General features: G+C 54.6%; 22 protein-coding genes and 6 pseudogenes. 12 read left to right on the forward strand and 16 right to left on the reverse strand.

The window, feature by feature from the left end:
* Positions 1–144 precede the first annotated feature (144 nt).
* Positions 145–1,545: pseudogene (locus CP556_RS25510) on the forward strand (tRNA uridine(34) 5-carboxymethylaminomethyl modification radical SAM/GNAT enzyme Elp3); the annotation flags it as partial.
* A gap of 143 nt (positions 1,546–1,688) precedes the next feature.
* Here CP556_RS25510 and CP556_RS20495 read toward each other — a convergent pair.
* Positions 1,689–2,053, reverse strand: a pseudogene (locus CP556_RS20495) (DUF8030 family protein); the annotation flags it as partial.
* 64 nt (positions 2,054–2,117) lie between these two features.
* Positions 2,118–2,864, reverse strand: coding sequence for an HFX_2341 family transcriptional regulator domain-containing protein (locus tag CP556_RS20500; RefSeq protein WP_098727553.1), 747 nt, complete (start codon positions 2,862–2,864; stop codon positions 2,118–2,120).
* 124 nt (positions 2,865–2,988) lie between these two features.
* Between CP556_RS20500 and CP556_RS20505 the strand changes: the two genes are divergently transcribed.
* The 4 genes from CP556_RS20505 (at position 2,989) to CP556_RS20520 (ending at position 5,751) form a co-directional block, all read left to right on the forward strand.
* Complete coding sequence (locus tag CP556_RS20505) at positions 2,989–3,249, forward strand: hypothetical protein (RefSeq protein WP_098727554.1); 261 nt, start codon at positions 2,989–2,991, stop codon at positions 3,247–3,249.
* Positions 3,246–3,722, forward strand: a complete 477-nt coding sequence (locus tag CP556_RS20510) for a hypothetical protein (RefSeq protein ID WP_098727555.1) — start codon at positions 3,246–3,248, stop codon at positions 3,720–3,722. Before CP556_RS20505 ends, CP556_RS20510 begins: the two co-directional genes overlap by 4 nt.
* Before the next feature lie 89 nt (positions 3,723–3,811).
* Complete coding sequence (locus CP556_RS20515; protein WP_176548270.1) at positions 3,812–4,321, forward strand: Mov34/MPN/PAD-1 family protein; 510 nt, start codon at positions 3,812–3,814, stop codon at positions 4,319–4,321.
* 146 nt (positions 4,322–4,467) lie between these two features.
* Positions 4,468–5,751, forward strand: coding sequence for a ThiF family adenylyltransferase (locus tag CP556_RS20520; protein ID WP_176548271.1), 1,284 nt, complete (start codon positions 4,468–4,470; stop codon positions 5,749–5,751).
* Positions 5,752–6,708: 957 nt separating this feature from the next.
* Here CP556_RS20520 and CP556_RS20525 read toward each other — a convergent pair.
* The 4 genes from CP556_RS20525 to CP556_RS20545 all read right to left on the reverse strand — a co-directional run bounded on the left by CP556_RS20525 (position 6,709) and on the right by CP556_RS20545 (position 8,462).
* Positions 6,709–6,981, reverse strand: coding sequence for a PadR family transcriptional regulator (locus tag CP556_RS20525; RefSeq protein ID WP_098727558.1), 273 nt, complete (start codon positions 6,979–6,981; stop codon positions 6,709–6,711).
* A 549-nt stretch (positions 6,982–7,530) separates the two neighbouring features.
* The gene (locus tag CP556_RS20535) at positions 7,531–7,824 is read right to left on the reverse strand and encodes a PadR family transcriptional regulator (protein WP_098727560.1); all 294 of its coding nucleotides are present in this window, start codon (positions 7,822–7,824) and stop codon (positions 7,531–7,533) included.
* Positions 7,825–7,968: 144 nt separating this feature from the next.
* Complete coding sequence (locus tag CP556_RS20540; protein ID WP_098727561.1) at positions 7,969–8,274, reverse strand: hypothetical protein; 306 nt, start codon at positions 8,272–8,274, stop codon at positions 7,969–7,971.
* Positions 8,271–8,462, reverse strand: a complete 192-nt coding sequence (locus CP556_RS20545) for a hypothetical protein (RefSeq protein WP_098727562.1) — start codon at positions 8,460–8,462, stop codon at positions 8,271–8,273. Before CP556_RS20545 ends, CP556_RS20540 begins: the two co-directional genes overlap by 4 nt.
* Positions 8,463–9,013: 551 nt before the next feature.
* Between CP556_RS20545 and CP556_RS20550 the strand changes: the two genes are divergently transcribed.
* Positions 9,014–9,493, forward strand: coding sequence for a cupredoxin domain-containing protein (locus CP556_RS20550; RefSeq protein WP_098727563.1), 480 nt, complete (start codon positions 9,014–9,016; stop codon positions 9,491–9,493).
* Positions 9,494–9,935: 442 nt separating this feature from the next.
* Here the strand turns inward: CP556_RS20550 and CP556_RS20555 are convergent, their stop codons facing one another.
* The 4 genes and pseudogenes from CP556_RS20555 to CP556_RS20570 all read right to left on the reverse strand — a co-directional run bounded on the left by CP556_RS20555 (position 9,936) and on the right by CP556_RS20570 (position 14,406).
* Positions 9,936–11,339 (reverse strand): hypothetical protein, encoded by a 1,404-nt coding sequence (locus tag CP556_RS20555; protein ID WP_098727564.1) that lies wholly within the window; start codon positions 11,337–11,339, stop codon positions 9,936–9,938.
* Between the two features lie 235 nt (positions 11,340–11,574).
* Positions 11,575–12,302, reverse strand: a pseudogene (locus CP556_RS20560) (transposase).
* Positions 12,303–12,704: 402 nt separating this feature from the next.
* On the reverse strand, positions 12,705–13,205 hold the full coding sequence (locus CP556_RS20565; protein ID WP_098727566.1) for a hypothetical protein: 501 nt from the start codon (positions 13,203–13,205) through the stop codon (positions 12,705–12,707).
* 307 nt (positions 13,206–13,512) lie between these two features.
* Positions 13,513–14,406: pseudogene (locus CP556_RS20570) on the reverse strand (IS1595 family transposase).
* Between the two features lie 493 nt (positions 14,407–14,899).
* On the opposite strand from CP556_RS20570, the gene CP556_RS27345 reads away from it, so the two are divergent.
* Together CP556_RS27345 and CP556_RS20580 are read left to right on the forward strand one after the other, a co-directional pair.
* Complete coding sequence (locus CP556_RS27345; protein ID WP_394340750.1) at positions 14,900–15,004, forward strand: universal stress protein; 105 nt, start codon at positions 14,900–14,902, stop codon at positions 15,002–15,004.
* A 389-nt stretch (positions 15,005–15,393) separates the two neighbouring features.
* Positions 15,394–17,541, forward strand: coding sequence for a PQQ-dependent sugar dehydrogenase (locus CP556_RS20580; protein WP_098727567.1), 2,148 nt, complete (start codon positions 15,394–15,396; stop codon positions 17,539–17,541).
* Positions 17,542–18,371: 830 nt separating this feature from the next.
* On the opposite strand, the gene CP556_RS20585 is transcribed toward CP556_RS20580, so the two are convergent.
* From CP556_RS20585 to CP556_RS27350, 4 genes and pseudogenes are all read right to left on the reverse strand, one after another.
* Complete coding sequence (locus tag CP556_RS20585) at positions 18,372–19,124, reverse strand: hypothetical protein (protein WP_098727568.1); 753 nt, start codon at positions 19,122–19,124, stop codon at positions 18,372–18,374.
* Positions 19,125–19,571: 447 nt separating this feature from the next.
* Entirely contained in the window at positions 19,572–20,015 is a 444-nt protein-coding gene (locus CP556_RS20590) for a disulfide bond formation protein B (RefSeq protein WP_098727569.1), read from the reverse strand.
* On the reverse strand, positions 19,996–20,802 hold the full coding sequence (locus CP556_RS20595) for a DsbA family protein (RefSeq protein WP_218011990.1): 807 nt from the start codon (positions 20,800–20,802) through the stop codon (positions 19,996–19,998). The genes CP556_RS20590 and CP556_RS20595 overlap by 20 nt, the downstream gene beginning before the upstream one ends.
* 250 nt (positions 20,803–21,052) lie before the next feature.
* Positions 21,053–21,118 (reverse strand): annotated as a pseudogene (locus tag CP556_RS27350) (IS6 family transposase); the annotation flags it as partial.
* A 39-nt stretch (positions 21,119–21,157) separates the two neighbouring features.
* Here CP556_RS27350 and CP556_RS20600 point away from each other — a divergent pair.
* The 3 genes and pseudogenes from CP556_RS20600 to CP556_RS20610 all read left to right on the forward strand — a co-directional run bounded on the left by CP556_RS20600 (position 21,158) and on the right by CP556_RS20610 (position 23,334).
* Entirely contained in the window at positions 21,158–22,315 is a 1,158-nt protein-coding gene (locus tag CP556_RS20600) for an IS4 family transposase (RefSeq protein ID WP_098727571.1), read from the forward strand.
* 212 nt (positions 22,316–22,527) lie between these two features.
* A pseudogene (locus CP556_RS20605) lies at positions 22,528–22,701 on the forward strand (integrase core domain-containing protein); the annotation flags it as partial.
* 180 nt (positions 22,702–22,881) lie between these two features.
* The gene (locus CP556_RS20610) at positions 22,882–23,334 is read left to right on the forward strand and encodes a response regulator (RefSeq protein WP_098727698.1); all 453 of its coding nucleotides are present in this window, start codon (positions 22,882–22,884) and stop codon (positions 23,332–23,334) included.
* Positions 23,335–23,420: 86 nt separating this feature from the next.
* Here CP556_RS20610 and CP556_RS20615 read toward each other — a convergent pair whose 3' ends face one another.
* Together CP556_RS20615 and CP556_RS20625 are read right to left on the reverse strand one after the other, a co-directional pair.
* A complete protein-coding gene (locus CP556_RS20615) occupies positions 23,421–24,524 on the reverse strand; it encodes a tyrosine-type recombinase/integrase (protein WP_098727572.1) in 1,104 nt (367 codons plus the stop codon).
* 999 nt (positions 24,525–25,523) lie between these two features.
* Entirely contained in the window at positions 25,524–25,751 is a 228-nt protein-coding gene (locus tag CP556_RS20625; protein ID WP_098727574.1) for a hypothetical protein, read from the reverse strand.
* A 54-nt stretch (positions 25,752–25,805) separates the two neighbouring features.
* Between CP556_RS20625 and CP556_RS20630 the strand changes: the two genes are divergently transcribed.
* Entirely contained in the window at positions 25,806–26,045 is a 240-nt protein-coding gene (locus CP556_RS20630; RefSeq protein WP_098727575.1) for a hypothetical protein, read from the forward strand.
* Positions 26,046–26,053 lie beyond the last annotated feature (8 nt).

Here is a 26,053-nt window from a genome sequence, read left to right on the forward strand (position 1 = left end):
CGAGACTGCCCTTAAGCGACTACCTTTCAGAAAGGCCGATGTATCCAGAATCGATGACCCTGACGGGAGTCGCCCGCCGCCAGCGATTGCTCCGGCGGTGTCTTGATTCGAGAATCTAACACGCTTATTCGCAAACGGCGACGAATTACCACAGTCAGTACCGAGACGCCCGAACCGACCGAAACTGAGGCGTTCGAGCGGGTCTACGAGACGCTTGTCGACCGAATCCTCGCCGGCGAGATCGAGCACAACGAGGTCGAGAAAGCCAAGCTCAAAGCTTGGTTGGGATACTCCACGTCCAAAGTGCCGAAGAAATCCGAGCTGCTGGACTACACGCCCGAAGAGCACCGCGAGACCCTCGGGACGGCGCTTTGACGCAAATCGGCTTGGACAGTCTCTGGCGTCTCGCCGGTCACGATCATGACCTCGCCAGAGCGGTGTCCTCATAGGAGTGTCTCTACTGTCCCTCGGTCCCGACTCCGAGTTCTCGTCGTCCCAGAGCTACACGGGCAAGGAGCCTGCCGCCCCTGGCAGCCAGAACGATTACAATCCGTACGAGCAGGTCACGCTCCGGCTCGAGTAGCTGCGTCAGATCGGCCATCCCGTCGACAAGGTCATCCTGATGGGCGGGACGATATCGCCCACAACCATGACTACCAAGGGTAGTTTGTCAAGCATGCTCGAGGCGATGAATGATTTCGACATCGATAAGGAGCCCGAACCGGCCGAGGGTGTCAATTTCGCGCAGGACCCGAGGAGTACGAGTAGAAGTGTCTTGGGGACGTCATCTCAGAGAACGAGACCTCGGACGTCCACAACATCGGGACGACCTTCGAGACCAAACCCGACTGGTACGGCCCCAAGTAGCTCAACCGGATGCCTAAGGTCGGCGTCCAAACCGCCTACGAGCGTGTTAATCGGGAGGTACACCGCGCCCACGGCGTCCAGGAGTCGATTGACGCCAACCAGCGACTGCGTGACTCGGCGTTCAAGGTCAGATTCCACATGATACCGGGTCAGCCCGGGTTAAGCAAAGAGATGTGTCTCGAGGACTTCCAGCGGCTCTTCGAGACCGAGCAGTGGAGGCCAGACTACCTGAATGTCAACCCGACTCCCGTGGTGCAGGAGACGTGACCTACGGCTGGTTGCATAGAGACAGTACGATCCCTGTCGAACTACAAGGTCACCGAGCTAATCGCCGAGATCAGGTCGACGATCCCCCGGTACACACGACTCCAGCGCGTCCAGCGAGACATCCCGGCGGACCTCATCAACGCCGGCGTCGGAAGTCAAATTTCCACAAACTCGCCGATCAACGGTTGGATGAACACGGCTGGGCTGCAAGTATATCTGCTGTTGTGAGGCCGGAATAAACGATGAGGTGTCCGAGAACGTCGACCTCGACATACTGACCTACAAGACCTGAGGCGACACCGAACACTTCATCTTGTTCAAGGACTCCGAGAAGGACCTGCTCATCGGCTTCTGCCGATTCCGACTTCCGAACGGCCGGTTCAACTGGAACTCGAGGACACGGCGCTGGTCTGAGAACTTCACGTCTACGGCTCGGAAGTCGCCGTCGGCGGTAAAGGAGAGACCGACCAGCGCTGGAACTACGACTGCCGCCTGATCAGTAATTAACCAACACTATACCGGAGTCACTCCGAAACGTTGGTTAAGGCTATCCACTATGGTGTTTGGAGGTCTCGAACTGGCTTTACCGCGAACGTGTCTGTCTCTGTAGCTGGAGCCTCACGTGGGCGCTCCGCCAGCGGGGATGCCGACCAAGTGAGCTGGGTGATGAGCTCGTCTCGAACGGTTCGTCGAGGGATGGTGGTCTCGTGCCAGCCCAACTGGTCGTCGAAGTGCCGCTTCTGAATCTGCTCGCCGATGTCGTCGACGGTGATATACTGCGTCCGCTTCGTTCCTCCTACCTGCTGTGAGACGAACACTGCACTACGGCCTCGTGCGTCAGCTCGACGAGAGCACACTCCACGAGTGTGACGATCGACTCGTGACTCCGGTCGTTCGGAACTGTAGGTTCAAGATCCGCCTACGAGGCTCCTCTAATAGTCCAACGTGGACATCGGAACCACCATGTTCTACGGCATTCCGGACTACACTTCGTCGGCTAAGTAGTTGAATGCGCGAAGTGTATTCTGCCCTTCCTCAGTCAGGCTTACGTACTTCTGCCGACCGACCTCTTTGATTTCCACGTACTCCCGCTCTTGTAGTGCGTTCAGAATATGCGAATCAAGCAACCGGTATTTACCCTTGATGTTGTCGGACTCGTACGTCTGGATAAACGGTAGGTTCACGTCCTCACTGAATTCGATGATCTCTTTTTTCGAGGCACGCCCCTGTTCGTCGAGGTAGGCGAGAATTGCGATGTGCTCTGGCGCCGGCCCTTTGATGGGATACGCTGGCATTTCATCGATACCCGCCACGCCGTAACTAACCGGTTCTGCTGGCGGGTGCTCCGTCTCCGGACCGTACCGCTCCGCACGGACATAGTAGGGGGTCGCGCCGGTCGCCATGCAGGCAATCATACCTGCAATTGCGGTGACCTTACTCCCTGTTGCGAGGTTTACGTACACTTCATCACCACGGTAGTCGGTGATGGTTTCGGCTATCCCACCGAGACTGGCATATAGATCAAAGATATCGCAAGTATGGTTCACGACCTCGGGTGCAGCCCCCTCAAGTTTCTGTCGAACCTCTTGGTGGTACGCTGGCTTAGTGTCCGCTGCCCCATCGTGATTGAGGAGAACCACGACATCCGCGTTGAGTTGGAGTGGCGGTTCCACAACCCGGTCTCGTTCGTATCCAAGCGGAATAATATGAACGCGATTTGGAACAATCATCAGTTTGCCTCACCGTATCTATAGTTACGATAGCACGTAACTATTGTGACTAGCAGCAGAGTCACGAAAGTGCCGATTCTCTCTCGATCATACTTAACCCGATGGCGTTCTCACGTCCACGTGCATGCCCCCTGAACTGACGTTCACGGTCCAATCTCCGAAGGGAGACAGTGACGAATTCACCTTCGACCAGAACAAGAAGGTCGGCGCGGCGGCCAAAGAAGTGGCCGACGCGTTTGACTATCAGAACGCGAACAACCCGACGTTCTTCCGCACCGAGGACGGCGAGCGCGAAGAACTCCAGCGTAATCGAACACTCGTGAGCTACGACCTCGACAGCACGACCGTCATCCTCAGCGATAGTGGGAAAGGCGCGAATGAATGAAACGTCGGGTTAGTGAAGCGCTCCTCCGCGACGAGACGACAACCATCCAAAATCGGGCGGAGCAGTTCGGCTGGACGGTCTCTCCAGAGTTCGATCAGCTGCTGCTCACGGTAGAGTTGACCGCCCGTGACGACGAACCGTACGTCATCGAATTCGAGTGCACTGACTATGACCAAGCTCCGCCGCGGATCGAGATGCTTGATCCTAGGACGCGTGAACCCGGAACACCCCGAGCATTCTTCGATGACCGCGGAGGTAGCCATTCGCTCCTCTGGCAAAATGGGCCGGGAATCTGCCACGCATTCAACCGGAAGTTCTATCTCGAAATTGATCAGGTGCACAACGATTGGAACCCGCAAACAATCTCTCGGTGGAAGGACGAGGCGGGGTTCCACCGGACGATCAGTGGATTCCTTCTCCTCGTCGAGCGGCGACTCCATAACGACCACTACCAGGGGCGATTTTCAGAATGATCGAGTTCTTTGAACGACTTCGTCGACTCTTGGGCCGGGACCAATCGCCTCCAACCGGCGGTGAATCGGACCAGCAAGCAGACCGCCAGATGTATCCGACCGTTCTCGTTCCGAAAAGAGTCTGCGAAGCAACATGCGACGGACTACGGAGTCACTCACCCGCATATGAAGACCACGAGGGCGTCGTCTACTGGGCCGGGATGGAACTTGGCGAGCCCACTCCCGAGTGGTTGCTCGTAACGAGCTGTATCGTTCCTGAAGCTTCGACTAAACCAGGACATTTCGAAGTTTCTGGGCTCGCAAACATGCGAGTGACAGAGACCGTGCACGAGCACGATATTGGCGTTCTCGCGACCGTCCATAGTCATCCCGGGACTAGCACCATCCATTCCGGGACCGACGAGGACGAGGCCTTCTTCCCGTACAACGGTTCCTATTCCATCGTCGTCCCCGAGTACGCGGACGAGGGCATGCTACCGCTGGCGTCCTGTGGCATTTATCGCTACGAGATAGACCAATTCCGCCGTCTCAATACGTCCGAGATTGACGAGGACTTTACTGTGCTCTCGGCACCCACCCACATTGATACACGTCCATGACACCTAATATTTCATGCACTCGAGCGGAGTTTTATGCTCGCCGGGATGACCGGACCGAGCAACTTGTCGATACCGCGGATTATCAGACAGCGCCCATACTGATCACTGTCGCCGACGATGTCGCAGCGACACTCGCCGGACAGGTAATGACGCTCACTGCCTGCAACATCACGAGCCGGTTCAACCGCAACATCGACGTTATTGTTTCCGATGTTGCCCTCGAGACGGCAGTACAGCACGCTGACTATCCGACAACACTTGCAGCCAGGGCATGGGCCGAGATGGCTGCTGCAGATCCGTTCGGTACGGTTCGCGTTCGCGATGCACCGGCAGATGATGATGCGTACGAGGCTGTGCTGGCAATCGGGAACGCTCCAACACCGACCGAGCCGACGATTCGGATCGCGGCGTGTGGCTGGAGCGCGCGTATCCAGCGGAACGCGGCTATCGAGGAATTCACCGACTCTTCGTCGAACCCGATCGGTCCGGCGGCTGCTGCGTGTTTCGGCGTGGGCGAGTTGTTTAAAGCGCTCATCGGGCGGCCGGCACACCAACAGCCGGATGCCTTCTCGTTCGATGCGTTCAGCCTGACACCGAACCCGGACGGGTCACTTCATACGGTGGAGCCCCGGCTTCCATCAGCCGTGGACCTCGGGATGGTCGAACTGGCGGGCGTGGGATCCATCGGGTCGGCCCTGCTCTATGTACTCGCCATGCTTCCTGTGCAGGCGGAGCTTGCGCTCATCGATCACGACGTCGTCGAATTTGAGAACCTGAATCGGTCACCGATCTTTACTGCTGCAGACGCAGATGTAGGTGATCGGACGAAGGTTGCGGTTGGTGAACAGTACCTCGCGGCGCACGATGGGATCTCGGTGCAAACCTTCCCAGAACGATATGGGGCAACACAAGCGCAGGACAGTCCCTATCCCGATATCGTCCTTCCGGAGGTCGACGATGACCGTGCTCGTGAGGACATCCAGTACAGTCGTCCACCGTTGATGATTGAAACGACGACGAATGGGACGGCAGTAAACGTCCGGCGGCAGATTCCGATCCAGGAAGCGTGCTTGCTGTGTCACTTCCCGCCGGATGAAACATCGTATTCGCCGGCCTGTGCAATGGCTGATGTGGACGCTCCGGGAGTTACTGATGAAGATGAGAATGGAGCCGATAGTGGGGATGCAGCGTTACCGTTTGTATCCTGTCTTGCGGGGGTTCTACTCGCGGGTGAACTTGTGAAAACGCAGTACGATGACTATCCCTCTGTAGAGAGCTTTATAGAGGTGGAGATGTTCACGAACTTCGACGTACCGATGCCACGGTACGAGAAGGGACGCGAGGACAATTGCCCTTTCTGTTCGTATCGCGATGACGGGCGGTACAGAGACCTCATCAAGGGGACACGGTTTTTCTCCTTGACTCAATAACGGAGAACAGAATCTCGAAAAAGCAGTCGACGCAGATAGCCACATTCTTCTCGTAGCGGTCCTTCTCCGAGCGAATCCGGAACGAGTGATCGTTCGCTGTGTTGGCTGAGTCGTGGTAGAGAGATCTTAGCGGGTCTTCACCGTCGTTGACGGCTCCGGATTCGCTTCCGTCAGTGGTGGGTCAGCGGGATCGGGTCATTGTCGCTCGCTGTCGTAGCCGCCTTTTGTGTTGACGATTCAGGAGACTTGGTGGTCTGATTTGAACCGGCCGGCTGCGTCGATGTCGTGAAGTCGGGGGATGGACTTGGCGAAGAGGGTTCGGTAGTGGGCTGAGGACGCCGGGCAGACGGTGACGATACAGCTGCACATGCAACCATCACCGCGCCAACGGAGGCGATTACGACCCCGTACCAGATACCAGGTGGAGAACGCAGGCCGTCCACAAACAGAAGGGCTGCCCTGCCACCAATCACGAACAAGCCACCAAGACAGCCAACCACCGTTATTTCCTCACAATACGTCAAATATGCCTAAATGATTGCTCCCGGCACTTTTCATCTCATATATCCAGACTGAGAAATTTAAGCTGAAATAGAGCTATTATGCATTTTACCGTTCGTTTAACATATTATATCCACCAAAACTGTACAAAACCCTGTCGAAAACTGCGAATTGCTTCCGGAACTGGCGGAAGGGCGGCCCTGAGAGTCCCACCGAATGCGGCTGTAAATACCTGTTCTGGATTCCAGTCGGTGGTGAGACCGTCTCCCACTACTCAATATCAGGGTCTCAACTGCCGAACATCGGTTTGTCCTACTCATACCCGACGTTACTCTATCGAGTTCAATCGTCACTATCACCCTCTTGCTCACCGCCTCTGTCAAGCTACTGAGAACGCTGGATAGTCGCGCGTGATTCGCTACTTGTGCCAGTGCGAAGCCGTCACCGGTACAGTAGCTACTCGATATACTGTGATTCCCACGCTCGTCGGTCCTTGATAGCTTCTTCGCCGTCTTCCGTGATTGTGTAATAGTTTGTTCGCCTATCGAGCTGCCCTTTTTCGACGAGGTCCTTGTTGACGACGGTATCGAGATTCGGATACAGCCGGCCGTGATTGATCTCGTCACTGTAGTACTGCTCAATCTCTTCTTTCACGTCCTGACCAGACGGTTGGTTAGCACCAGCGATCACGTATAGCAGGTCTCGTTGGAACCCTGTGAGATCATCCATGTTGTGGCAATTCAATCGTTCTAATGTTTGTTATCAGATCCGTACATGGCTGTATGTCAACGCTAGAGACTCTCTTTATAAGTTGGCCGGAGAGGCTCACAGAGTGTTCAGCCTGTATGTTTACCTATATGCTATGGAAATCGGTCTCTCATGCGGACTCCTAACTTCCGAATGTATCTCCAAGAACTCATAGCATCTCCAACAGGGAATACAATTAAGCAGTATCGTATTGAGCATTATATATGCGGGTGAAGTGATACATGTATCTGGCCGATGACCCTCGTCCCCCGCTCCCCGAGTGGATCATTGAGGCGTACGCTGTCCTTTCTGCTGAGATATCGAACTCGAACACCGAAGACAGCAACCAGCAGGTCCCGTCAATCGATCGAGATCGGGCGATCGATATCCTTTGCACAACTGACCAACTGACACTCGAGTCAGCGGATGCAGAGCATGCAATCACACGGCTCCTCGAGCGCGGGTATTTTTACGAAGTCGGCGCTGAACTCCGCGTGACTCTCCCATCTGCGGAGTGAAGATGTTGCTCCGTCACTTGGATTCGGAGAGGAAGCCGCTCATGTACTGGTCTTCCCACTTGCGACGGGCTTCGAGTTCACGGTGGCCGCGAGCCGTGATCGTATAGTAGTTCGTTCGGCGGTCGAGTTCACCCTTCTCAACGAGGCCTTTGTCGACGATCTCGTCGAGGTTCGGATAGAGCCGCCCGTGGTGTATCTCCTTCTCGTAGTACTCCTCGAGTTCGTCTTTAATCGCGAGACCATGTGGCTCGTCCTGATCGGCGATCGCGTACAACAGGTCACGCTGAAACGCAGTGAGATCGTACATATCCGAATGTGTGTATATTGGCTGCTGAAGGTTCTGGGATCATCCTTCGGATCTGTTGCCCTTCTGTAGAACTGCAGAAGAGGACATAAACCGGGGAGAGACAGGGATCTACCACCGACGAGCGGCTACGCTACAGACGGTGACTTAAGCCCCACCATTGTGGTGCTCAGAATCGAGCCGAGCATACGCGTCTGCAGTGGCGCGTAGTTCGGTGAGTGACCTGTTGAGCGTCAGTAGCTCGGGAAGTTGTTCGTCGATCTTTCTTAGCGTCTGTTCAGCCTTAAGGAGTGCCTCATGCAGATCGTCGACGGGAATCTGACCGCCATCCACGGCGCCACGTTCTGGGTGATACCTCTGATCACCGTACGCCGAGTCAGGAACCGGATCGTCGACACCGAGAGCTCGGTCGAACTCAGGGACGTCCTGAGGATCGGGCTCATCTGGCGTCATCGGTCGAGCACCTCGACGTCAGGATTCGCACCGGCTGGACCAGCGACTGCTTTCGCACGCTCGCGTTCGCGGCGCTCTCGCTGGGCCTGCCGTTCGAGGGCGTCTGCCCGACGACAGCGGTCGATTCTCTCATCGTCGACGTCATCGATCGTAAAACGCTTACCACGGTGGTCGATCTGTTCGATCATCAGGCTGAAGCCTCCTGAGCCGCGTCTCGAGCGTCCGCCTGCAGGTGGCCGTATTGGACTGCACAGCTGTCCGAGCAGAACCGGCCAGCGTATCCTGCCTGACCGCGAGTGAGTGCTGACCAGTTCGGCATTCGGCATGCGTTGCGGTTGGTCATCTGGCGATACCTCGCTTCAGGAATTGAGTCGTCTCCGCGTCTGGCGACGCTGTTGCTACATCAGTTGTTCGCATGGATTGCTGCGGCGGACTTCAGTCGAGCCCCCGCACCCCTCTGGGGACGACAAACCATCTCGAGCGAACGACCAGTTCAACTCACAGTTCATCTGTAGATAGTCGCACGGTTTCTTTATTCAGAATAATTTCTGAAATCGAATCGGGGAGATTCAGTAACTATGCGTGCAAACTAAACGTCGATTTAAGACCGCTATCAGCTATTGTCTAGAGTTGGATCTCCGGTTAGGCTTGATCCCCATGCATTGACAGGTACTCTCCTATTTGTGTTGAGTCCCAAGCTAGCCTGATGACACAAGATAAGCATGTATCCCGACGGCAGATGCTCACGCTGACAGGTGTCGCAACATCAACGGCGTTCATCGCCGGATGCGGTGGCGGCGGTAACGGTGGTAACGGCGGCGAGGCAATCGAGCCTGGCATGCAGATTGAGTTCAACGGGCAGACATCCGGCTGGGTCGGCATCGCGCCCGACTCAATCGCAGACGAAGAAAACCCGACAATCACCCTCCAAGCGGGAGAAACCTACGAGATCGGCTGGACCGAAGGCGACGGTGCCAACCACAATATCGCGATTTACGACGACAGCGACGAGGTCATTAATGACCTTGCGACCGAGGAGACCTCCGATCCCGGCGACGACCAGTGGTTGGAATTCGAGGCCAGCAGCGAGATGGTCACGTACATCTGCGAGGTCCATCCGACTTCGATGGTCGGCGATATTCAGGTCGAAGGTGGCGGCGGTGGGAACCAGACCGAGAACCAAACTGGCGGGAATGAAACCGGAAACCAAACTGGGTAACAACTCTATTCGGGAAGATTTTAGCAGTCGTCACTGGGCTGAATATTTTCACTCTAGGCAGCAAGGTCTCGGCTACTGAGTCGCCGTTGAGTACTACTCTTCTGAGCGGCCCTGAATAGTAACAAGGCCGGGGTAGTGTGATGACACGAGACGATGGAGTATGATTTTCCACCGCACCCCGGCAGAGAACGCACATCTTCTCTTCAAATAGATCTAACACCTGCAAAGACAGGGCCTATTTCTACAATACAGCCTGAAATCTCTTCAGATGGAGAATATTCTGATGCAACTTAGAAAATAGCCACTCGTACTAAGCGGAATGTGTATTCCCTGTACTGACTGCACAGAGTGACAAACCCATCATGTTATGATAATTTCAACAGAGCCAAAAATCCAATATCGTACTCGTATAGCAGCCACCCCGTTTACGATCGTGGGTTAGTCAGCTCGAGATGTATGGTGGGTTCATCGTTCCTTGTGAAACGAGATAGAGGCTCACCATCGTGAGAAAGACCATCAAAACGATGAGCGGATACTGGCTCCTGATTGCTTGGAGCTTCCCAGGAAATAGTTCAAAGGAGATGGTGTGGGCGATCCAAACTGCGAGGACGTGGCCGAGCAGGATGCCAGCGATCTCAACATAGTTGAACCAACCTGGCAAAGCGTACCGGGTTGGGTTCGGCGGTGGATCCAGCGGCATCGCCAAGGCGTCAAGCAACGATGGCCACAGCGAAATTCCGAATCCGACGTAGTGCGCAAGGTGGTAGCCGGCCGCGATGGCCAGCAATGGCGTTGCGAACCGCAGCCCAAGGTATCGACGGGAGAGATAGGTCTCGGCCCGCTGGCGAGTCCGGTCAATCGCGATCCAATATACCTTCCAGAACAGGCCGAAGCCACCGACGAGAAGCGTCAAATAGACAAATAAGGGAGGTGCACCAAGTCCGACGAGGAATTCGATAGTCTGGACACCTAGTGGCGTGACAATGAATCCGCTGTAGGTTAGTTCCCAGACCAGCGCAAGTACAAATGCCACAAGCGAAGTGTCGGTGACGAGGTCAGCATCGCTCAGCCGTGATCCAGGGTACCGCAATTCGAACCCCTCATCAGTCAGTTGGATCGGCGCAACAGCCCCGTAGCACCGAAACCACATTGAGAGCGGATCACCACGTCGGAACCACGTTTCCGGCGAAAACACGACCGCACCTGAGAGTGTAAATAGCGAGTAGAAGCCAAGTACAAGCAACAATATAGTCGGTGACGAAGTCAGGGGAGCGATGACCTCGAGACCAACAAACGTCAATAGTGCCACTACGGCGGGCCAGGAGGCGAACGAGGGAGGATAGGATTTATAGCTGTTTGGGAGTGCTCTGGCAATCTGTTTCCAAGGGTTAAGTGCCGGCCATGGGTTTCCGATGGTATAGGCACCAATAGTTAACAGAGTACGCCCACCAACAAATGTCACTAAGACAGTCGCACTGACTAACCCAATGTTCGGCCCGGCAACACCGGCGACAAAAATTAGTACAAGGCCAAGGATACCGATCACTCCGAACAAAAGTGAGCCTGCAGTTAATAGTCGATCCATAGACGTTCTAATTGCACGATCATGATATGTGTCAATCACCTCACGGTCAGTGACGAGCATGGTCAATAGTGCCGAGGCACCAACGGTACCGCCGCCAGTCGCAAGGTATAACCATGTTGGGACGCTGACGTCAGCCTCACCCGCGGAGAGGCCTGAAGCAGTCATGCTCGCAGCGACGACACCGACACCAGTTGCGAGAACTGCAAGTGTAAGCAATAAGGCAATACTAGTCCGGCGAGCAAGAGCCGAACGGTCACTCATTGGTTAGTAGTTGATACTGGTGGTCCATTTATGTGTCGCTTCTATGCAAATCTGGATATCTTATTTCACACGTATATTTTACAGATATGGCGGAATTATGACGGCTTATATTCACAACTACTGTTATGGAGACCACGACTTAATTGGACTACGGTTGAAAAGGTAATATGACGATCGCATTGGCTCTATAACACTCTCCGTGATATCTCTATCCAAGGGCCTCATTCGTCTTTAGCTAAGACTCATACCTCGGTTTGTAGCGGTAGCAAGCGTCTCTTGCAGGATCGGTCGTTGCTGATGAATCTTCTGTGCGTCTTCGATTAGCCGCTCCAACAGCGGCGGTGGCGAGTAGCCGAGATACTCACCGAGTTCGTGGAGGATGAGCTGGGCGTGCGACCGGAAGGTCGCCGCCCAACGCTCTGGCGGGAACACGATCTCATCGGCAGCCTGCTCGGTGACCAGATCCAACAACTCACGGCTCACCAACAGTGACAGCAACGCCGCATACAGCAAGATCTCCACGACAACAGGGTTGTTCGTGTCGAACTCATCCAGTTCGTACTGCGTCTTCAGCTCACGGAACAACGTCTCTACCTCCCATCGACACCGATACAGCGTTGCTAGATCCTCCGGCAGGAACTCGTCTCTCGGCAGATTTGTAATATACAGATGGTAGTCGTCGGTGTCCTCGTCAAGACCGCGCTCGACGAGGTCGCGAAGGTACTCTGCGAGTGACGGCGTCAGCCGGTGGTAGAAACCACCGGGAGAGATCAGCTCGTCGGCTGTGGAGTTGTAGCTGCGTCTGAATCCAGCGAGTGTTCGGCTTCGCCGCAGGCGAGAGCCGAACACAAGCGCCCACACGAGGACTGGAATCTGAAGCTTGCCCTCTCGCTCGACCACGCCGAGTTCCTCGGCGTGCTCTTCGAGATACTCAGAGGGAAACAGTGTAGTGAGCCGACGCATAATTCGAGATGAGGAGGCTTCGTTGTGCACACTCGTCGCCTCCTCATTCACTCTCGAAAAGTAGCCACGATAGGCGACTGCTGTCACGCGGTTTCTAGCTTAGCTAAAGACGGATGCAAACCGTGCTTTTGCAGGTGTCTGAACTATTAACGGTGAACATGTGGGTTCACTGCCGGGGTACGATGGAAAGTCAGTACCGCCATCGTCTCGTGTCATCATAACTTGCCCCGGCCCTGCTCACATGAAAGGTAGTCCAATATACCGGTCTTCAACAGCGACTTCGTAGCCGAGGCCCTGCCCCCGATATTAGGAGTTTGATCTTGGCAGCAAATGATTGTAACACGGATGAGTAGTCCGCACCTTCACCACGGCACCTACCGAGAGCCGCCGGAAGTGTCGCTGTTAGCCGGACTGATTGCCGGTTTCGTTTCCGGTCGTGTTCCCGTCAGTGGTGTTGCCGCCACCGCCGCCACCTTCGACCTGAATATCGCCGACCATCGTTGTCGGGTGGACCTGGCAGATGTACGTGGTCATTACGTCGCTGGCCTGGAACTCGAGCCACTGATTTTCCGGTTCGGTGACGACCTCGGTCGTGAGATCATTGACAACCTCGTCGTTTTCGTTGCGGATTTCGATGTTGTGCCGGGCGCCGTCGCCCTGGGTCCAGCCGATCTCGTAGGTTTCTCCTGCTTGGAGGATGAGCGTCGGGTTCTCTTGGTCCGCGATCGAGTCAGGTGCGATACCGACCCAGCCAGACGTCTGCCCGTTGAACTCTATTTGCGTGCCCGGCTCGATTTCGATCCCACCGCCGTTGCCGCCGTTACCGTTGCCGTTACCACCGCCGCCACCACCGCAGCCGGCGACGAACGCCGTTGATGTTGCGACACCTGTCAATTTGAGCATCCGCCGTCGAGATGTTTGCTTACCATCGGTCATTGGGTTGATTTGGGGCTCAAGACGAATCATCAGACACCCATCTAATGCAGGCCCCAACCCTAGTTAAATAATTTATTTATGAAATATGGAGTATGTTGCGAGATTTATGTTCTATTCGTATCTTCGCTGAGCGATACGTGCACCGCCTCCGCTGATCGTTCCGACAGAAATAGTCAGGAGAATCTCCTAAAAGAAAAGGAAATGATGTTTCATCGGAACGGCATTCTAACCAGATTATTAAATTTTCGCTCTTGTGGCGTAGATTGTTGGTGAATTAGAGTGCTGTTTCGAGGATGGTTTTCAGTGCTTCTTTTCCTGGTTTTCGGAAGACTTCGCGGCGGAGCTGGAACGCTCTGAGATACGGCGTGAGTCTGTCTTTGGAGACGCCTCGATGCGGCGAGAGCCACCGTCGCGTCAGCGACGCGTGGCTCTCGCACGTATTCACGTGTACGTCTCTATCAACGTACCCACCGTCGCCGTGGACGACGTATTCGCGGTCGAATGCGTCGTCCTCGTCGAGTGGTTCGTACGCCCGAAAGCCGTCAGTATAGACGGTCAACAACTCCTGCTGGCGGTTAGCCAGGAGGAGTCGAGTCGTCGATTCATCGGCGGCTTTCGCTGGGATCACGTGCCGTGCACCACTCCCGCGATCTGCGAGAATGAACACGGGAAGCTTGTCCTGTTCGTACTGATCCTCTTCCGCGCGTGGACAGGCCACGCGAGCGCGACGGGCCGTCGCGCTCGCGGCCTTTGAGACCGGCTTTCACGTACAGTTCATCGATTTCGATCGGGCCTTCGAGCTGTGGCCGAGGCGCGTCCAGCGCTCGCAGGAAGCGCTGGACGCGCTGGACGCGCCGGTAGATCGTCTTGTAAGAAACGTCGATCTCTACGTCTAACTGTCTGAGACTGGTGTTGAACCGGATGTAAGTGTAGACGGCGAGAAACCATTTTCTGAGTGCAACCGCCGAGTGTTCGAAGAAGTACCGGTCTGATCATTGAACGTGCGGTCGCAATTCTTACAGAGATACCGCTGAAACACTCGATAGCTGCCGTACCGAATCACCGATTCGGCACGGTAGCGTGGGCAATAGACGCCGTTACGCCAGCGAACCTGTGACAGCAGGTTCGCGGCTCGACGCTCCGAGACGAACGTCTTGATTGGGAACATCGTTCGTCGGGTGACGCGGTCGCGTCACCCTTGCCCTCTGTGACTTCCAGCTACTGCTGAGAACTGACCAACAATCCTCTACCTAAGAGCGTAAATTTTAGAGTGTATCTTATTCTTGACACATGCCTGTTGAGCAGTTTTGTATATTGTAGCGAAAGAACACGTAATGACATCTCGGCTTCTTGTCCCGGTCAATCAGTCTGAGTAGACCGACGGTGCACATGAATTTGTGCTCTCGGAGTATCCAGATACACAGATCACAGCGTTACACATGATCGGTTCCACTGATATCCAAGGGGTGTTGCCCTCGAATCGGTCAGTCCGAGTTGTATGCCAACTTTCAGGCAGGGCAAGAGGATGCTGCTGAACAGATCCTGGAGATCGCGGCGGAATAAGCTGACCAACACGGACAGATGATCGATACGAAACAAATGACAGAGCTGTTGGACATTCAATCGTTGAGTTTGTAGACAGCCATGACATTTATTAGATCATAACTGGAAGCCATGATCGAACCAGAGCGAGTCGTGTCCTACTGGAGAGCGTTGCTGAGAAGATCACTCGCCGTTCACCGGTACCAGTGACGAGCGTTTTTTGAGTACGAATAGTTCGGGACAAAAAGTCACGGGAGGAAATTTTTCTTCTAAAGAGACTAGATTCACGCCCATCGTTCATTGCGACATCCGCTCGCTGTTTAAGCTGGCTTGATCGCTGCCCGGTCATGAGTCACCGGCAAGATCAGATTATTGCCCGCCCTGAGATACGGTTCTAAAGATGTGGGGACGGGGTTGCCGACCTGTACATGAAAGACCATTTACCGAAAAACAACGTTAGTATGTGGTAAAAATGTATTAGGAATATGGCATTCTGATAAGTCGATCTTGAGCAAGGAACAATCGAATCGGTTTATTGGTCGATATCGACACTATGCTATCCGGGTCACAGGGTACTCCGGACCGACATCCGGTGCGGCGTACTGAGACTATCATGTCACGAAACGATGACAACTCGACGATTTCGAGGCGAAACGTTCTCCGGTCATCCGCAGCGCTCTCCGTCGCTGGGCTCGCGCTTCCAGGGGCTGCTCAGGGGCAAGCCCTCCCCAGCGAGATCAGGTTCGGCGGTCGGATAAGCGGTTGGGTCGGGATCGCGCCCGACGCGATCGCCGACGAACGAAATCCAACCCTCACCCTCGTTCAGGGCGAAGAGTATACGGTAACATGGGAGAACCTCGACGGCGCACCGCACAACTTCAACATCGAAACCGAAGGTGGTGAGCAACTGTTCGGCCCGACCGAGATCGTCTCGGAGGTGGGCCAGACGCAGACGTTCGAGTTCACGGCCGAGGAGGGAATGGCCGAGTACTACTGCGGCCCGCACCCGGTTTCGATGCGGGGCGACATCACGTTCGCCGATGAGGCGCCTGCCGACGGTGCAGCGGAACAACCCGGACAGTACATCGGTGTAGGGCCGACCGTCGGCCTCGAGACGGTCGCCGAAGGCCCCCTGACAGCGCCGACGAGTCTGACGGTCCCCGACGACGACTCCGACCGACGGTTCATCACCGATCAGACGGGACAGATCTACGTCCACGGCCCCGACGGTCTGCAGGAAGAGCCGTTCCTCGACATCTCGGACCGGCTCGTCGAGTTCATGGAGTTCGACGAGCGCGGATTGCTCGGACTCGCGTTCCATCCGAACTTCGCCGAGAACGGCCGCTTCTACATCCGGTACAGCGCGCCGTTACAGGACGACATGCCCGACGATTACGACCACACGTTCGTCCTCGCGGAGTACCGGACCGCGAGCGATGCCAACGAGACGGCCGATCCCGAGTCGGAGCGCCGGCTCCTCGAGTTCGCGCAACCGCAGTTCAACCACAACTCCGGGTCGCTCGCGTTCGGTCCCGACGACTACCTCTACGTCGGCACCGGCGACGGCGGCGCGGCCAACGACGTCGGCCTCGGTCACGTCTCCGACTGGTACGAGGACAACGAAGGCGGCAACGGCCAGGACACCGAGGAGAACCTCCTCGGAAGCATCCTGCGGATCGATGTCGATGCACAGTCGGAGGACCAACCGTACGGCATCCCCGACGACAATCCGCTCGTCGACATGGAGGGCCACCTCGACGAACAATACGCCTGGGGCTTTCGCAACGTCTGGGGAATGTCGTTCACCCCGGACGGCGAACTGCTCGCTGCGGACGTCGGCCAGAATCTGATCGAGAGCGTCAACCACGTCCGGTCCGGCGGTAACTACAGCTGGAACGTCAAGGAGGGGACCTACTGCTTCAGCACGGAAACGCCGAGGACGCCGCCGGACGAATGCCCGGATACCACCCCCGACGACGTCCGGGGCGGCGAAGAACTGCTGGATCCGGTACTCGAGTATCCCCATCGACTCGGGATCATCCAGTCTCCGCCCGACGCTTCCGACGACGGTGGCAATATGACCGCCAATGCGACCGACGACGGCGGCAATACGACCGGGAACATGACCGATACCGGTGGTGTTCCCACCGGTAACGCGACCGAAAACGGCGACACCGCTGGCAAAACGGCGGCAAGCGGAACGCGCCAAAACGGCGGTGTCGTCAGCGACCAGATCGGCGTCTCCATCACCGGTGGCTACCTCTACGAGGGCGGCGCGATCAGCGAACTTGAGGGCGCGTACGTCTTCGGCGACTGGAGCCTCGACGGCGAGAACCCGGGCACCGTCTTCCTCTCCCGTCCGCCGGAGGGCTGGCAGGAAGCCGGCGGGGGGGACCTCGAGGATCTGTTCCTCGATCCGCCGACGGACGAAGGAGAAGGCGGTAACGAAACCGGAGGCAACGAGACCGAAGGAGACGGTGGCGCCGCGCAGGAACCCCAGACTGGCCTCTGGCCGATCCAACAGATCCAGCTCCGGGGCGAAGCCGCACAGGACGGGCGACCGAGCGGCTTCGTGTACGCCTTCGGCGAGGGTGCCGACGGCGAAATATACGTTCTCACGACGACCACCCGGACGGTCGAGGGAGACGGAGCGGTCCACCAACTCGTCCCTGCCGAGGGCGAGGAAGGCGGTGGCGCAGCCGGCGACACCGCTGGTGGCGGAAACGAAACGGAAACCGGTGGTAACGAGACGGACGGATAACTCGACCTTTTTCCTTCTTGAGTCGGCGCGTCGGAACGCGACGGCCGCTGCTCGCAGGTCCGACGCGAAAAATTCCGCCGACGGTTCGCGGTTTGGATGTGCTGCTCCTGCAGCGAGCAGACGGCGATCGTGTTGCCTTCTTCGTCGACCTGATTACCGCCGTCGGTGATAGCGACGTACTGTTCCCCTCGTTCGGATCGCACCAGCTCACGGGCGCGCCGGATAGATCGTTCGTCAGTGAATGGTTCAACGTGCATGGAGTTTCTAAAATAACACATAATAACCATGATCACGAAAATACTGCTTCTTCCACTACGCCACTCACCGTAGCGCTCTGATATAGGGCGATAAGCATTGCTATCGCCGGGGATCTTGCGGTATCCATTGAGTTAGTGCGTTTTAATCGCCGAGAAATACAGTGACAAAAGTCACACAGAATATTCCCCTTTGCGGTTGCCTCCTCACTCCTCTCGAAAAGTAGCCTCGATAAGCCGCCGCTGTCACGTGGTTCTTCTCTTAGTTAAAGACGGATGATCCAAGGGCCTTTACCCATAGCCCATGAATAGCCATTTATGTCATTAAATTATCTTACTAACAAAGTTTCGATTAAATGGGTAGCTGTCGCCGCCATTTTGTTTGTGAGCTTGGTATACGCATTATCTACGGGGAACGTCCTGGCTTGGACATTTGGTGTTGTAGAGGTAGTGGTTATATCAGGACTCGTTGTATTAATATATAAACTTCAAGAGAACGGGAATAATAATCATGATTGAGAAAAAGGTAGGTTAGCCCCTGGCAGCGAGTGGATCAACATTCTCAGATGTGCTTGTTTATGCCGTGCGGTGTTCGATGGGCGACTGTAATTTATGGGCAACCTCCGGCGGTACAACAATTCGACGTGGGCCTTGGATGTATTGATTATCTGGCTGGGCGTAGCTGAGTTTCACTACTACGACGTCCCCAAACTGCCGGGTCGAAACAGCTTCAATTACTGCGAGGTCGATTGTCTGTTCCGGCTCATAGAGGTATATTATCTGTTCTCCATAATCAAGTGCACCGACGGATTGGAGGAACGAAGCGAGGACGAGCGCGACGAGCGCAAGCGGAAGCAACAGCGCAGCCAGCCCAGTAAAGGGACCAGCACCGACGGCCAGCAGCTCATTTTGTGAAACATATCGACCGATACCCATCAGCATACCGATGATCACCCCCATTACGACTGTGCCGACGGCAGCGTCCATTGCCCTGTCTAGACTCGTTTCTGACGGTACATTGATGGGGAGCTGGCGTGTGATCCGCTTGAGGTGTCGTTCGGTATCGCTCGAGGCAGCTAGTGCGAGAACAGTCGCGGCAAGCGCGATGATGAGGGCGATAACGACGGCTCGACCAAATCCGCCAGCGACCTCACCGGCCATCCTATACAGTCGCCAGCAGATGACGGTAACGATCGCGGCGAAGAAGGTACCAACACCGAACGCCCATAGGAGTCGAACGGTACGTGAGGTGCTGGCATCCCACCGCCACTGGATCGTCGTCTCATCTGCAGTTCCGTCCCTAGTAATGTTGACTTCGTCATCGGCCATAGTCAAATTCGAAATCTCTCGTGTAAAGACCGTTCGATGTCTCCCTGATTGGCCCTGTTGAATCACCGTGAGGCAGTGGATTTCACTGTTTGATGGCACTTTTTGAGTTAGCAGCTAGACCTTCCATCACAACACCGCTGGTTGAGTACTTGTTGATACTGCTACCCGCTCAGTGTGCTGTTCATCGTTGTGAGTAGTGTCCTGTTTGTCAGAAATTCTATCTATTCGTCAAATCAGCGCGTCGTCCGATTATCTTGTTAGCAGAACAATTTAAATCGGTCAGTAAGAAGATGATTTGTGCATAATTGTAGGAATCTACAAACAAGAAGACGGATTTAACTATAGGTTCAATAAACATCAATTTGGGGCTCAGCTACCCGGAGTCGTCCTTCCAGGTAGCAGACTGCCTCAAATGGTCGCCTCACCCGAGAATTGTTCTGAAAGTTTTCACGCGTTTGTCGTATCTGTACGTGCAGTCTCGCTCGCACCGAATACAGTAATCGTCACAAACAGAAAACCAAGCAGTGACAGATTCGGAATCGATAGTCCAACGACCGGAGCCTGCCACTGCACTATTGCACAGGACCCACTGAACGAACACGAGTCGGTCGTTACCTGCAGAATAGAATGATACGCCGCAATGCCACCCCCGAGAACTGACAGTGGGAGAACAGTCCGCCAGATGTCTGGCCTTCGTTCAAGCGTCGCAACGCCGAGCACAACCACCAGAGGATACATTAAGATTCGCTGATACCAGCACAGCTCACAGGGGAGTAACTCGAGTTCAAGACTGAAATAGAGGCTTCCAGCAGTTGCAACAGTAGCGATGAGCGTTCCACTTGCAAGCCAGAGCTGTATATTGTCTACTCGGTCAGGGATTGGAGATTGCATTTTCAATAAGTTCTCGGACTGGATCTTGGCCCGGAGTAGCTATTTCTCCGTCGATGATGAGTGCTGGTGTTCCTCTAATACCTGCCTCCATAGCTGCGGATTCCGTTTCCCGGAGTGCACCCCTATATCGATTTTCTTGGACTGCTGTTTGCACAATACTTGAATCTGACATACCGGCTTCGCGGGCGAACTCTGTCAGTCGGTTTGCGGTTGCCCACTGCTGACTTTCTGGCGGTTGGTTTTCGAATACGTAATCGTGATAATCGAGGTACGATTCAGGCTCGTTGTTGTAGACTGCCAGTCCTGCGTGACCGGCATTCGGGGCATCTGCTCCTAAGAATGCTTGACCATTGAAATACGAAAGATTGCGGTAGACAATTGCAAGATCGCTTGGTTCAACGTAGTCTCGAATCAGCTCCTTGAGCATGCCAGTGCTAAACTGCGCGCAGAACGGGCATTTGTAACTGCCGTAGTAGGTGATAGTCGTCCCAGCATCCTCGGCCCCGATTGTCGCATACTTGTACTCGTCGACTGAATTCACCTTGTTGTCCACTTCGCCGTTGGACTGGGAGTTTAGGTATGCGCTAGCACTAGCAATTCCACCTGCTATCGAAGTAGCACCCGCGAGGAGAAAATATCGTCGAGGGAGGCCTGCCACGGCAGCTCCAACACCCTGGCTGGAGAGCCGGTCCGAGAACGTTATTGAGTCGACAGCTGAGTCTGCCTGCTTGCGATCCACTCGCCGCAGGTCGTCAGGGTGGGCTGTGAGCCAGTGTTTGAACAGCACATGTTTAGAGACATCGTCGTTTAACTGTTCGTTACAATAATGACATGCGTGATGTTGATCCCATGTGTGGTCTCGTACAGCACTGGCTGACGGAAATTGTTCCGCACAGAGGGGGCAGGTTTTTGATGGCATGAGATCTATATTAGCGATACTAGCTGATATCTCATCCAAATTTGTTTCGGTTTGAGTAACATCACTGAAGAATTCTCAAACCCAGCCACTCTCTAACGCTGGTTCGACTTCCTACTCACGAGTTATGGAAGTGGCCGACATGCATTTTGAGGGTGTAAAACCACTTTTCGATCTGTCCTGTTTCGAGTATTTAAATCTGATGTGAGTTCGTTAGCCCTGAGCAATGGGTACAGAGATCGACAGCGTTTCTCCATCAACTGTTGGAGCCGAGTTTTACTCGCTGCTCGACGCAGTCGACAGCGAGTTCATTGCCGACGACTTCGAAATCGGAACACACACTGCTAGACACGATTTTGACAACCACCTCAAAGTCGCCATTTTTGAGGGTGTTCACCCATCCGATTCACTTGCCGAACTCGCCGAGAAAACAGCTGTCTACGACGAATTGGCGTACATGGCTGGCTCGACATTTTCGAGGTTGACGAACGACCGCGACTATCGCGCGGTCGTTCGTCTGTTCCTAGAGTTGCTTCATTCACCACAGCTCTATCACCAACGCAGTGTTCAACGAAAACGACTTGACTGGCTTGATCGTGCCGTTGTAGCAACTGACGCAACTAATCTCCCCCTGACTAGGTCAGTTGCAGTTCCAAGCGAACGCCATGACACCGACATTCTGCATGAGATTGATCCCGATGAGAAAGGGCTCCATCTCAATCTTTCCGCGCGTGTCGATGGCGACGCCAAGCACCCGCTTGGCGTCACCATCACGCCAGGCGTAATGCGTGAACCAACCCAGTTCGACCATCTCCAAAGCGATGTCGAGGTCTTTGCAGACCTCGACTCGCCAATCCACGTTTTCGACCGCGGCTACCTTGATTATGACCGGTTCTGTGAACTCAAAGAGTATGAAACGGACTTCATCTGTCTCCTCCAAGCAGACGCTCGTGTCGACGTCCTGGAACACATCCAGGACGTCGAGATTACCGACGAGCAGGGGACACGAGTTCTCCGTGATGAACTGATTGAGCTTGCCGAGACTGGCGAACAATTCCGCCGCGTCGTCTTCGAAGATATTGATGGCGAGGAACTCGCGTACCTGACGACGTTGTCGTCAGCGTACGCGCCTGTTGAAGTGATGAGCATCTACACGCTTCGCACAATGATCGAGATCCTCTTCCGAGAACTCAAGCAGTACACAAATATCGGGAACTTCCACTCTCGGTCATTGAATGGCGTTCTCTTCGAGATTTTCTGTACATTGATCGGGTACGTGTTGATCGAATGGTTCCGGCAACGCCACCCACTGCGGGGTGGCGTGCCGGAAGCGATCCGCACGATCCGGACACGGTGGAACACAACGTTGCGAACCTATGGCTAAATCCGTCTCACGATGACTGGAGCGCCGCCGCTATGAGCGGCGGCACTCCTCAGTCCATATGTTTTACGTCTACATCTAGTGGATAGTTCAAGTTGAACGCTCTCTCTCGGCTATTCCCTTGAGAATAGTGTACTATTCAAGCATAGGTGCAGTCTTCCGACGAATTCTGTTGGTCGGTTGCTCGGTGACTTTATCAACTCGAAACGGGACAGATCGAAAAGTGGTTTCACACCCTCAAAATGCGTATCGGCCGCTTCCATAATTCATGGGTGGGCAGTCGGGCGAGCGTCCGAGAGTGGCTTGAACAGTTTGTGCATTACTACAGTCACCAGAGACCGCATCAGGCTCTCGATGGAAACGTACCAGTCGAGGAGGTGCAGAACTAGACAGTGCCCTTTAGTGGAATCCCGATAGCGGAAGGATATTCCTGTTAGGTGATGAGTACAGGCCCTTTTCTGACTCCACTTCTGGGGGCATTTCGGACGGTATGGATTAACTCAATTGTAAGTAAATGTCTTGGGTATCGGCGAGATAGCCTTTTAAGCTTTCAATGAATATAGATGACAATGGCTGCCGAAGACGAAAAGGGGAGAACGACGATAGAGATTCTGTTGATCGAACCTAATCCGGGAGATGAACGTCTTTTTGCGGAAACATTTGAAGATGCAGAAATTGCCAATATCGCGCACACTGTCTCTAACGGTGATGAAACGCTCAATTTCTTGCAGCAGCAAGATGGACATGCTAATAACTCCTCTCCCGATCTTATCCTCCTTGAACCTCGCTTACCGGGAAAGAGTGGTTTAGAAGTATTATCTGAGCTAAATGATGATCCGGTATTATGCGAGATACCCGTTGTGGTTCTCACTACTTCGGATTTCGGTGAAGATATCATCAAGGAAAACGATATTAATACTGACCATCATATTCGAAAACCCGATGAACCTGACGACTTTGCTCGATTTATTCAGGATATCGAGAAATTTTGGCTCTCTATTAACAAGCAGGAAGCGACCTGATCGTATTTATGTCTTAGCGGCAATCTCGGGATCACTGAAACTATGTGACGTTGCGCGACTCGTCTCTGAGAAAGCAACAGAGGTAACTAACCCATATTATCCAGCGCGTTTCGGCGATCCTCTATAGGTGCCTGATCGTACTTCATCGTTGTCTCTACTGATTTATGCCGCAGCTGTGACTTTGCTGCGGCCAAATCTTCCTCTCGAGCCATATATGTTCCAGTTGAGTGTCGAATAGCGTACCACGATAGGCTTCGATCAATCTCAGCGATCTCACAGAGACTGTCGATCAGGTAAGTGAGTGACGACGAACTGTATGGATTACTATGGCGAGTCAGCCAAAGTTGGTCCGTGTCGTTATACTTATCGTACATTTCGCGCTCTTCGAGCCACCGTGCCAGATATTCTGCTGTTTCGTGCCGGAGGATAACAGTCCAGTTATCCTCATTCTTTGATGATTCGTCTTCCGGAATCCGAAGTGCGGCGTTTTCCACGTCTACCCAGTAGGTTTTAGCTCGCCCAACTTCGATAGGTCGAAGTCCTGCGTCAAAAGACGTGTGGACAATACTGGAATATTTGAAACCGTTCGTACGGTCCCAATCGTCTTTCGATACTTCGTTCATCGGTTTACCGTATCGACGTGCAAGGAATCGTTTCCACTCGGACCGTTTTTCCGGTGAAAGTGCAGCGTAGGCGGGAACGGTTCCGAACTCGAGAACAGCTTCACGAAGGGCCTTTCGTTCATCCATTGTTACGTAGTCTTTCGGTTGAGTGGCACCTGATGGTGAACTGATAGAGATTTCAGACTCCCACTCATCTATGTCATTTCGGAATCGGAAGTACGCCTTGAGGGTGAACTTTACATTATGTAGATGGGATCCTGAGTATTCATCATCAGAGAATACCTGTTCCTGTAGGTATTCGTCGGCGTCATCATGCTCGAGATCGAGAGTGTAACCGCCTCGATGATCCCAAGCCCACCGATAGAACTTGTCGGTGATACTCGCGTAGTTTCGCGCGGTGTCATGAGCGTATCTCTCGAGCTTTTCGGGGTCTTTGCCCATGCGAGTGAGCCATTTAATGTATTTCTTCCGATGACCCTTGTAGGCAACTAATTGCCGTTCGTTGAGATATTTTCGCGAGGGACCGGGAATAAGAACGATACCTTCAACTTTCTCGGGCTCAGACATAGGTACACACCCCGATGACGGCGATTCCGGCGTTTGTGGGTCAGTTCAATCGAACTGCGATGGTCTGAGTGGTCGTCATGGTTTCGTCGGTCGAAGCCGGTGAAATCGCAGGACGCGACGGGGTTCGAAACATATCAACTCGGTGGGGTGGCAGAGAGTGCCACCACGTCCGTTTGTATCCTATCGCAGATCCACGGCCTCGGGTTTCCGATACTGGCCGAACAGATCGAACCCTACCGGTCCTACAGTGTCACCGAGTTAGCCCTGTCGCTGCTGGCCTTTCAGTACCGCTTTGGGAACGGCACCATGCTCTCGAGTGGCGAAGTCGGCACCTTCGGCGTTCCGATCATGCCCGCCGATGTCGGCGCGAACTACGTCTGTTCGAACTGCAACGAAGCCGTGCGCGGTGTCTCTCGTCCCGGCGAGAGAATCTGTTGCGTCATCCCCCCAGTATGCGACGTGCCCGCTGATCTCCAATCATCTAGGCGGGCGGTTTTCCAGACCATCAATCTACGAATAGCGACTACACGCGACCCCGGCAACTGCCAGCGTGCTACTGACAGCGCTCGCCCGACGAAGATCGTACTGTCGCGTGTTCCCGTACGTGACACAGTCCGAATCCCCATGTCCCGCGAGTGGGCGTTTCCTCTCCCCCGTGCCGCTCGCGGTCTTTTCACGCTCACCTCGTTGCGAGTAACTGTGGGCCATGAAGTACTTATCTGAGGTCGTGATAGCCCCAACGGTCGCGTCCGAGGTATGCGCGACGTTCATCATCCCGCTCGACGTCAGTCGTTGTCAGACGCTTTCGCTGGGCGCTGTTTCCTCGTGGTATCTGAATGGAGCGGATGGGGGAGCCGCCCCAGACTCATGAGCAGGATGTCTTGTATGCTGTTCTGCGGGGACCATGTGAGAAGTTCACAAGTGCCGCTATGAATCCAGCGACGACTCGCAGGTGGTGCGTATTCGAGACACCCCGCGTGCTGAATGAGAATTTGTCGGTTAGTCGTCGGTCTGAAACAGTCGGTCGTCGAACTCCCCGTTTGGTGGGTGGCGTGCTTGGACCGGCTGGTCGGCGTCGATCGACGCGTTGAACGAAACCAGACAGTAGGTGCATCGCAGCACCAACCAGCCCTTGCGGTCGAACACGATTTCGATATCACCCGGATGGGCTTGGCACTCAGGGCAGTTGAGATTGACGTAGCGGCCGTCGGGAATCTGGCTACTCATCGGTCTCCTCGAGCGTGTCCATCCGCGGGCGCTCACAGGCGACGTAGGCAGTTCATGTCGGGTAAGCTCGACTGCATGGCCCACTCCACAGACGGCGCACGACTCCGTCTTCTGACGAGAATGCCAGCGTCGATAGAAACCGGTGAGAGTACACGCTACGATCTCTTGTATACTGACGAGGATGAGGGTGTGAAGGTTATTGCTGAGTGCGGCACGGAGATCGGTGAGGCAATTGGTTTCTGGAAGATTGAGGAATTGACAAGAACAGAGGTAACCAGAATTTGTTCTGGATGAGAGAGTTT

The organism is Natrinema sp. CBA1119 (assembly GCF_002572525.1).
In the GTDB taxonomy this organism is placed as follows: Archaea; Halobacteriota; Halobacteria; order Halobacteriales; family Natrialbaceae; genus Natrinema.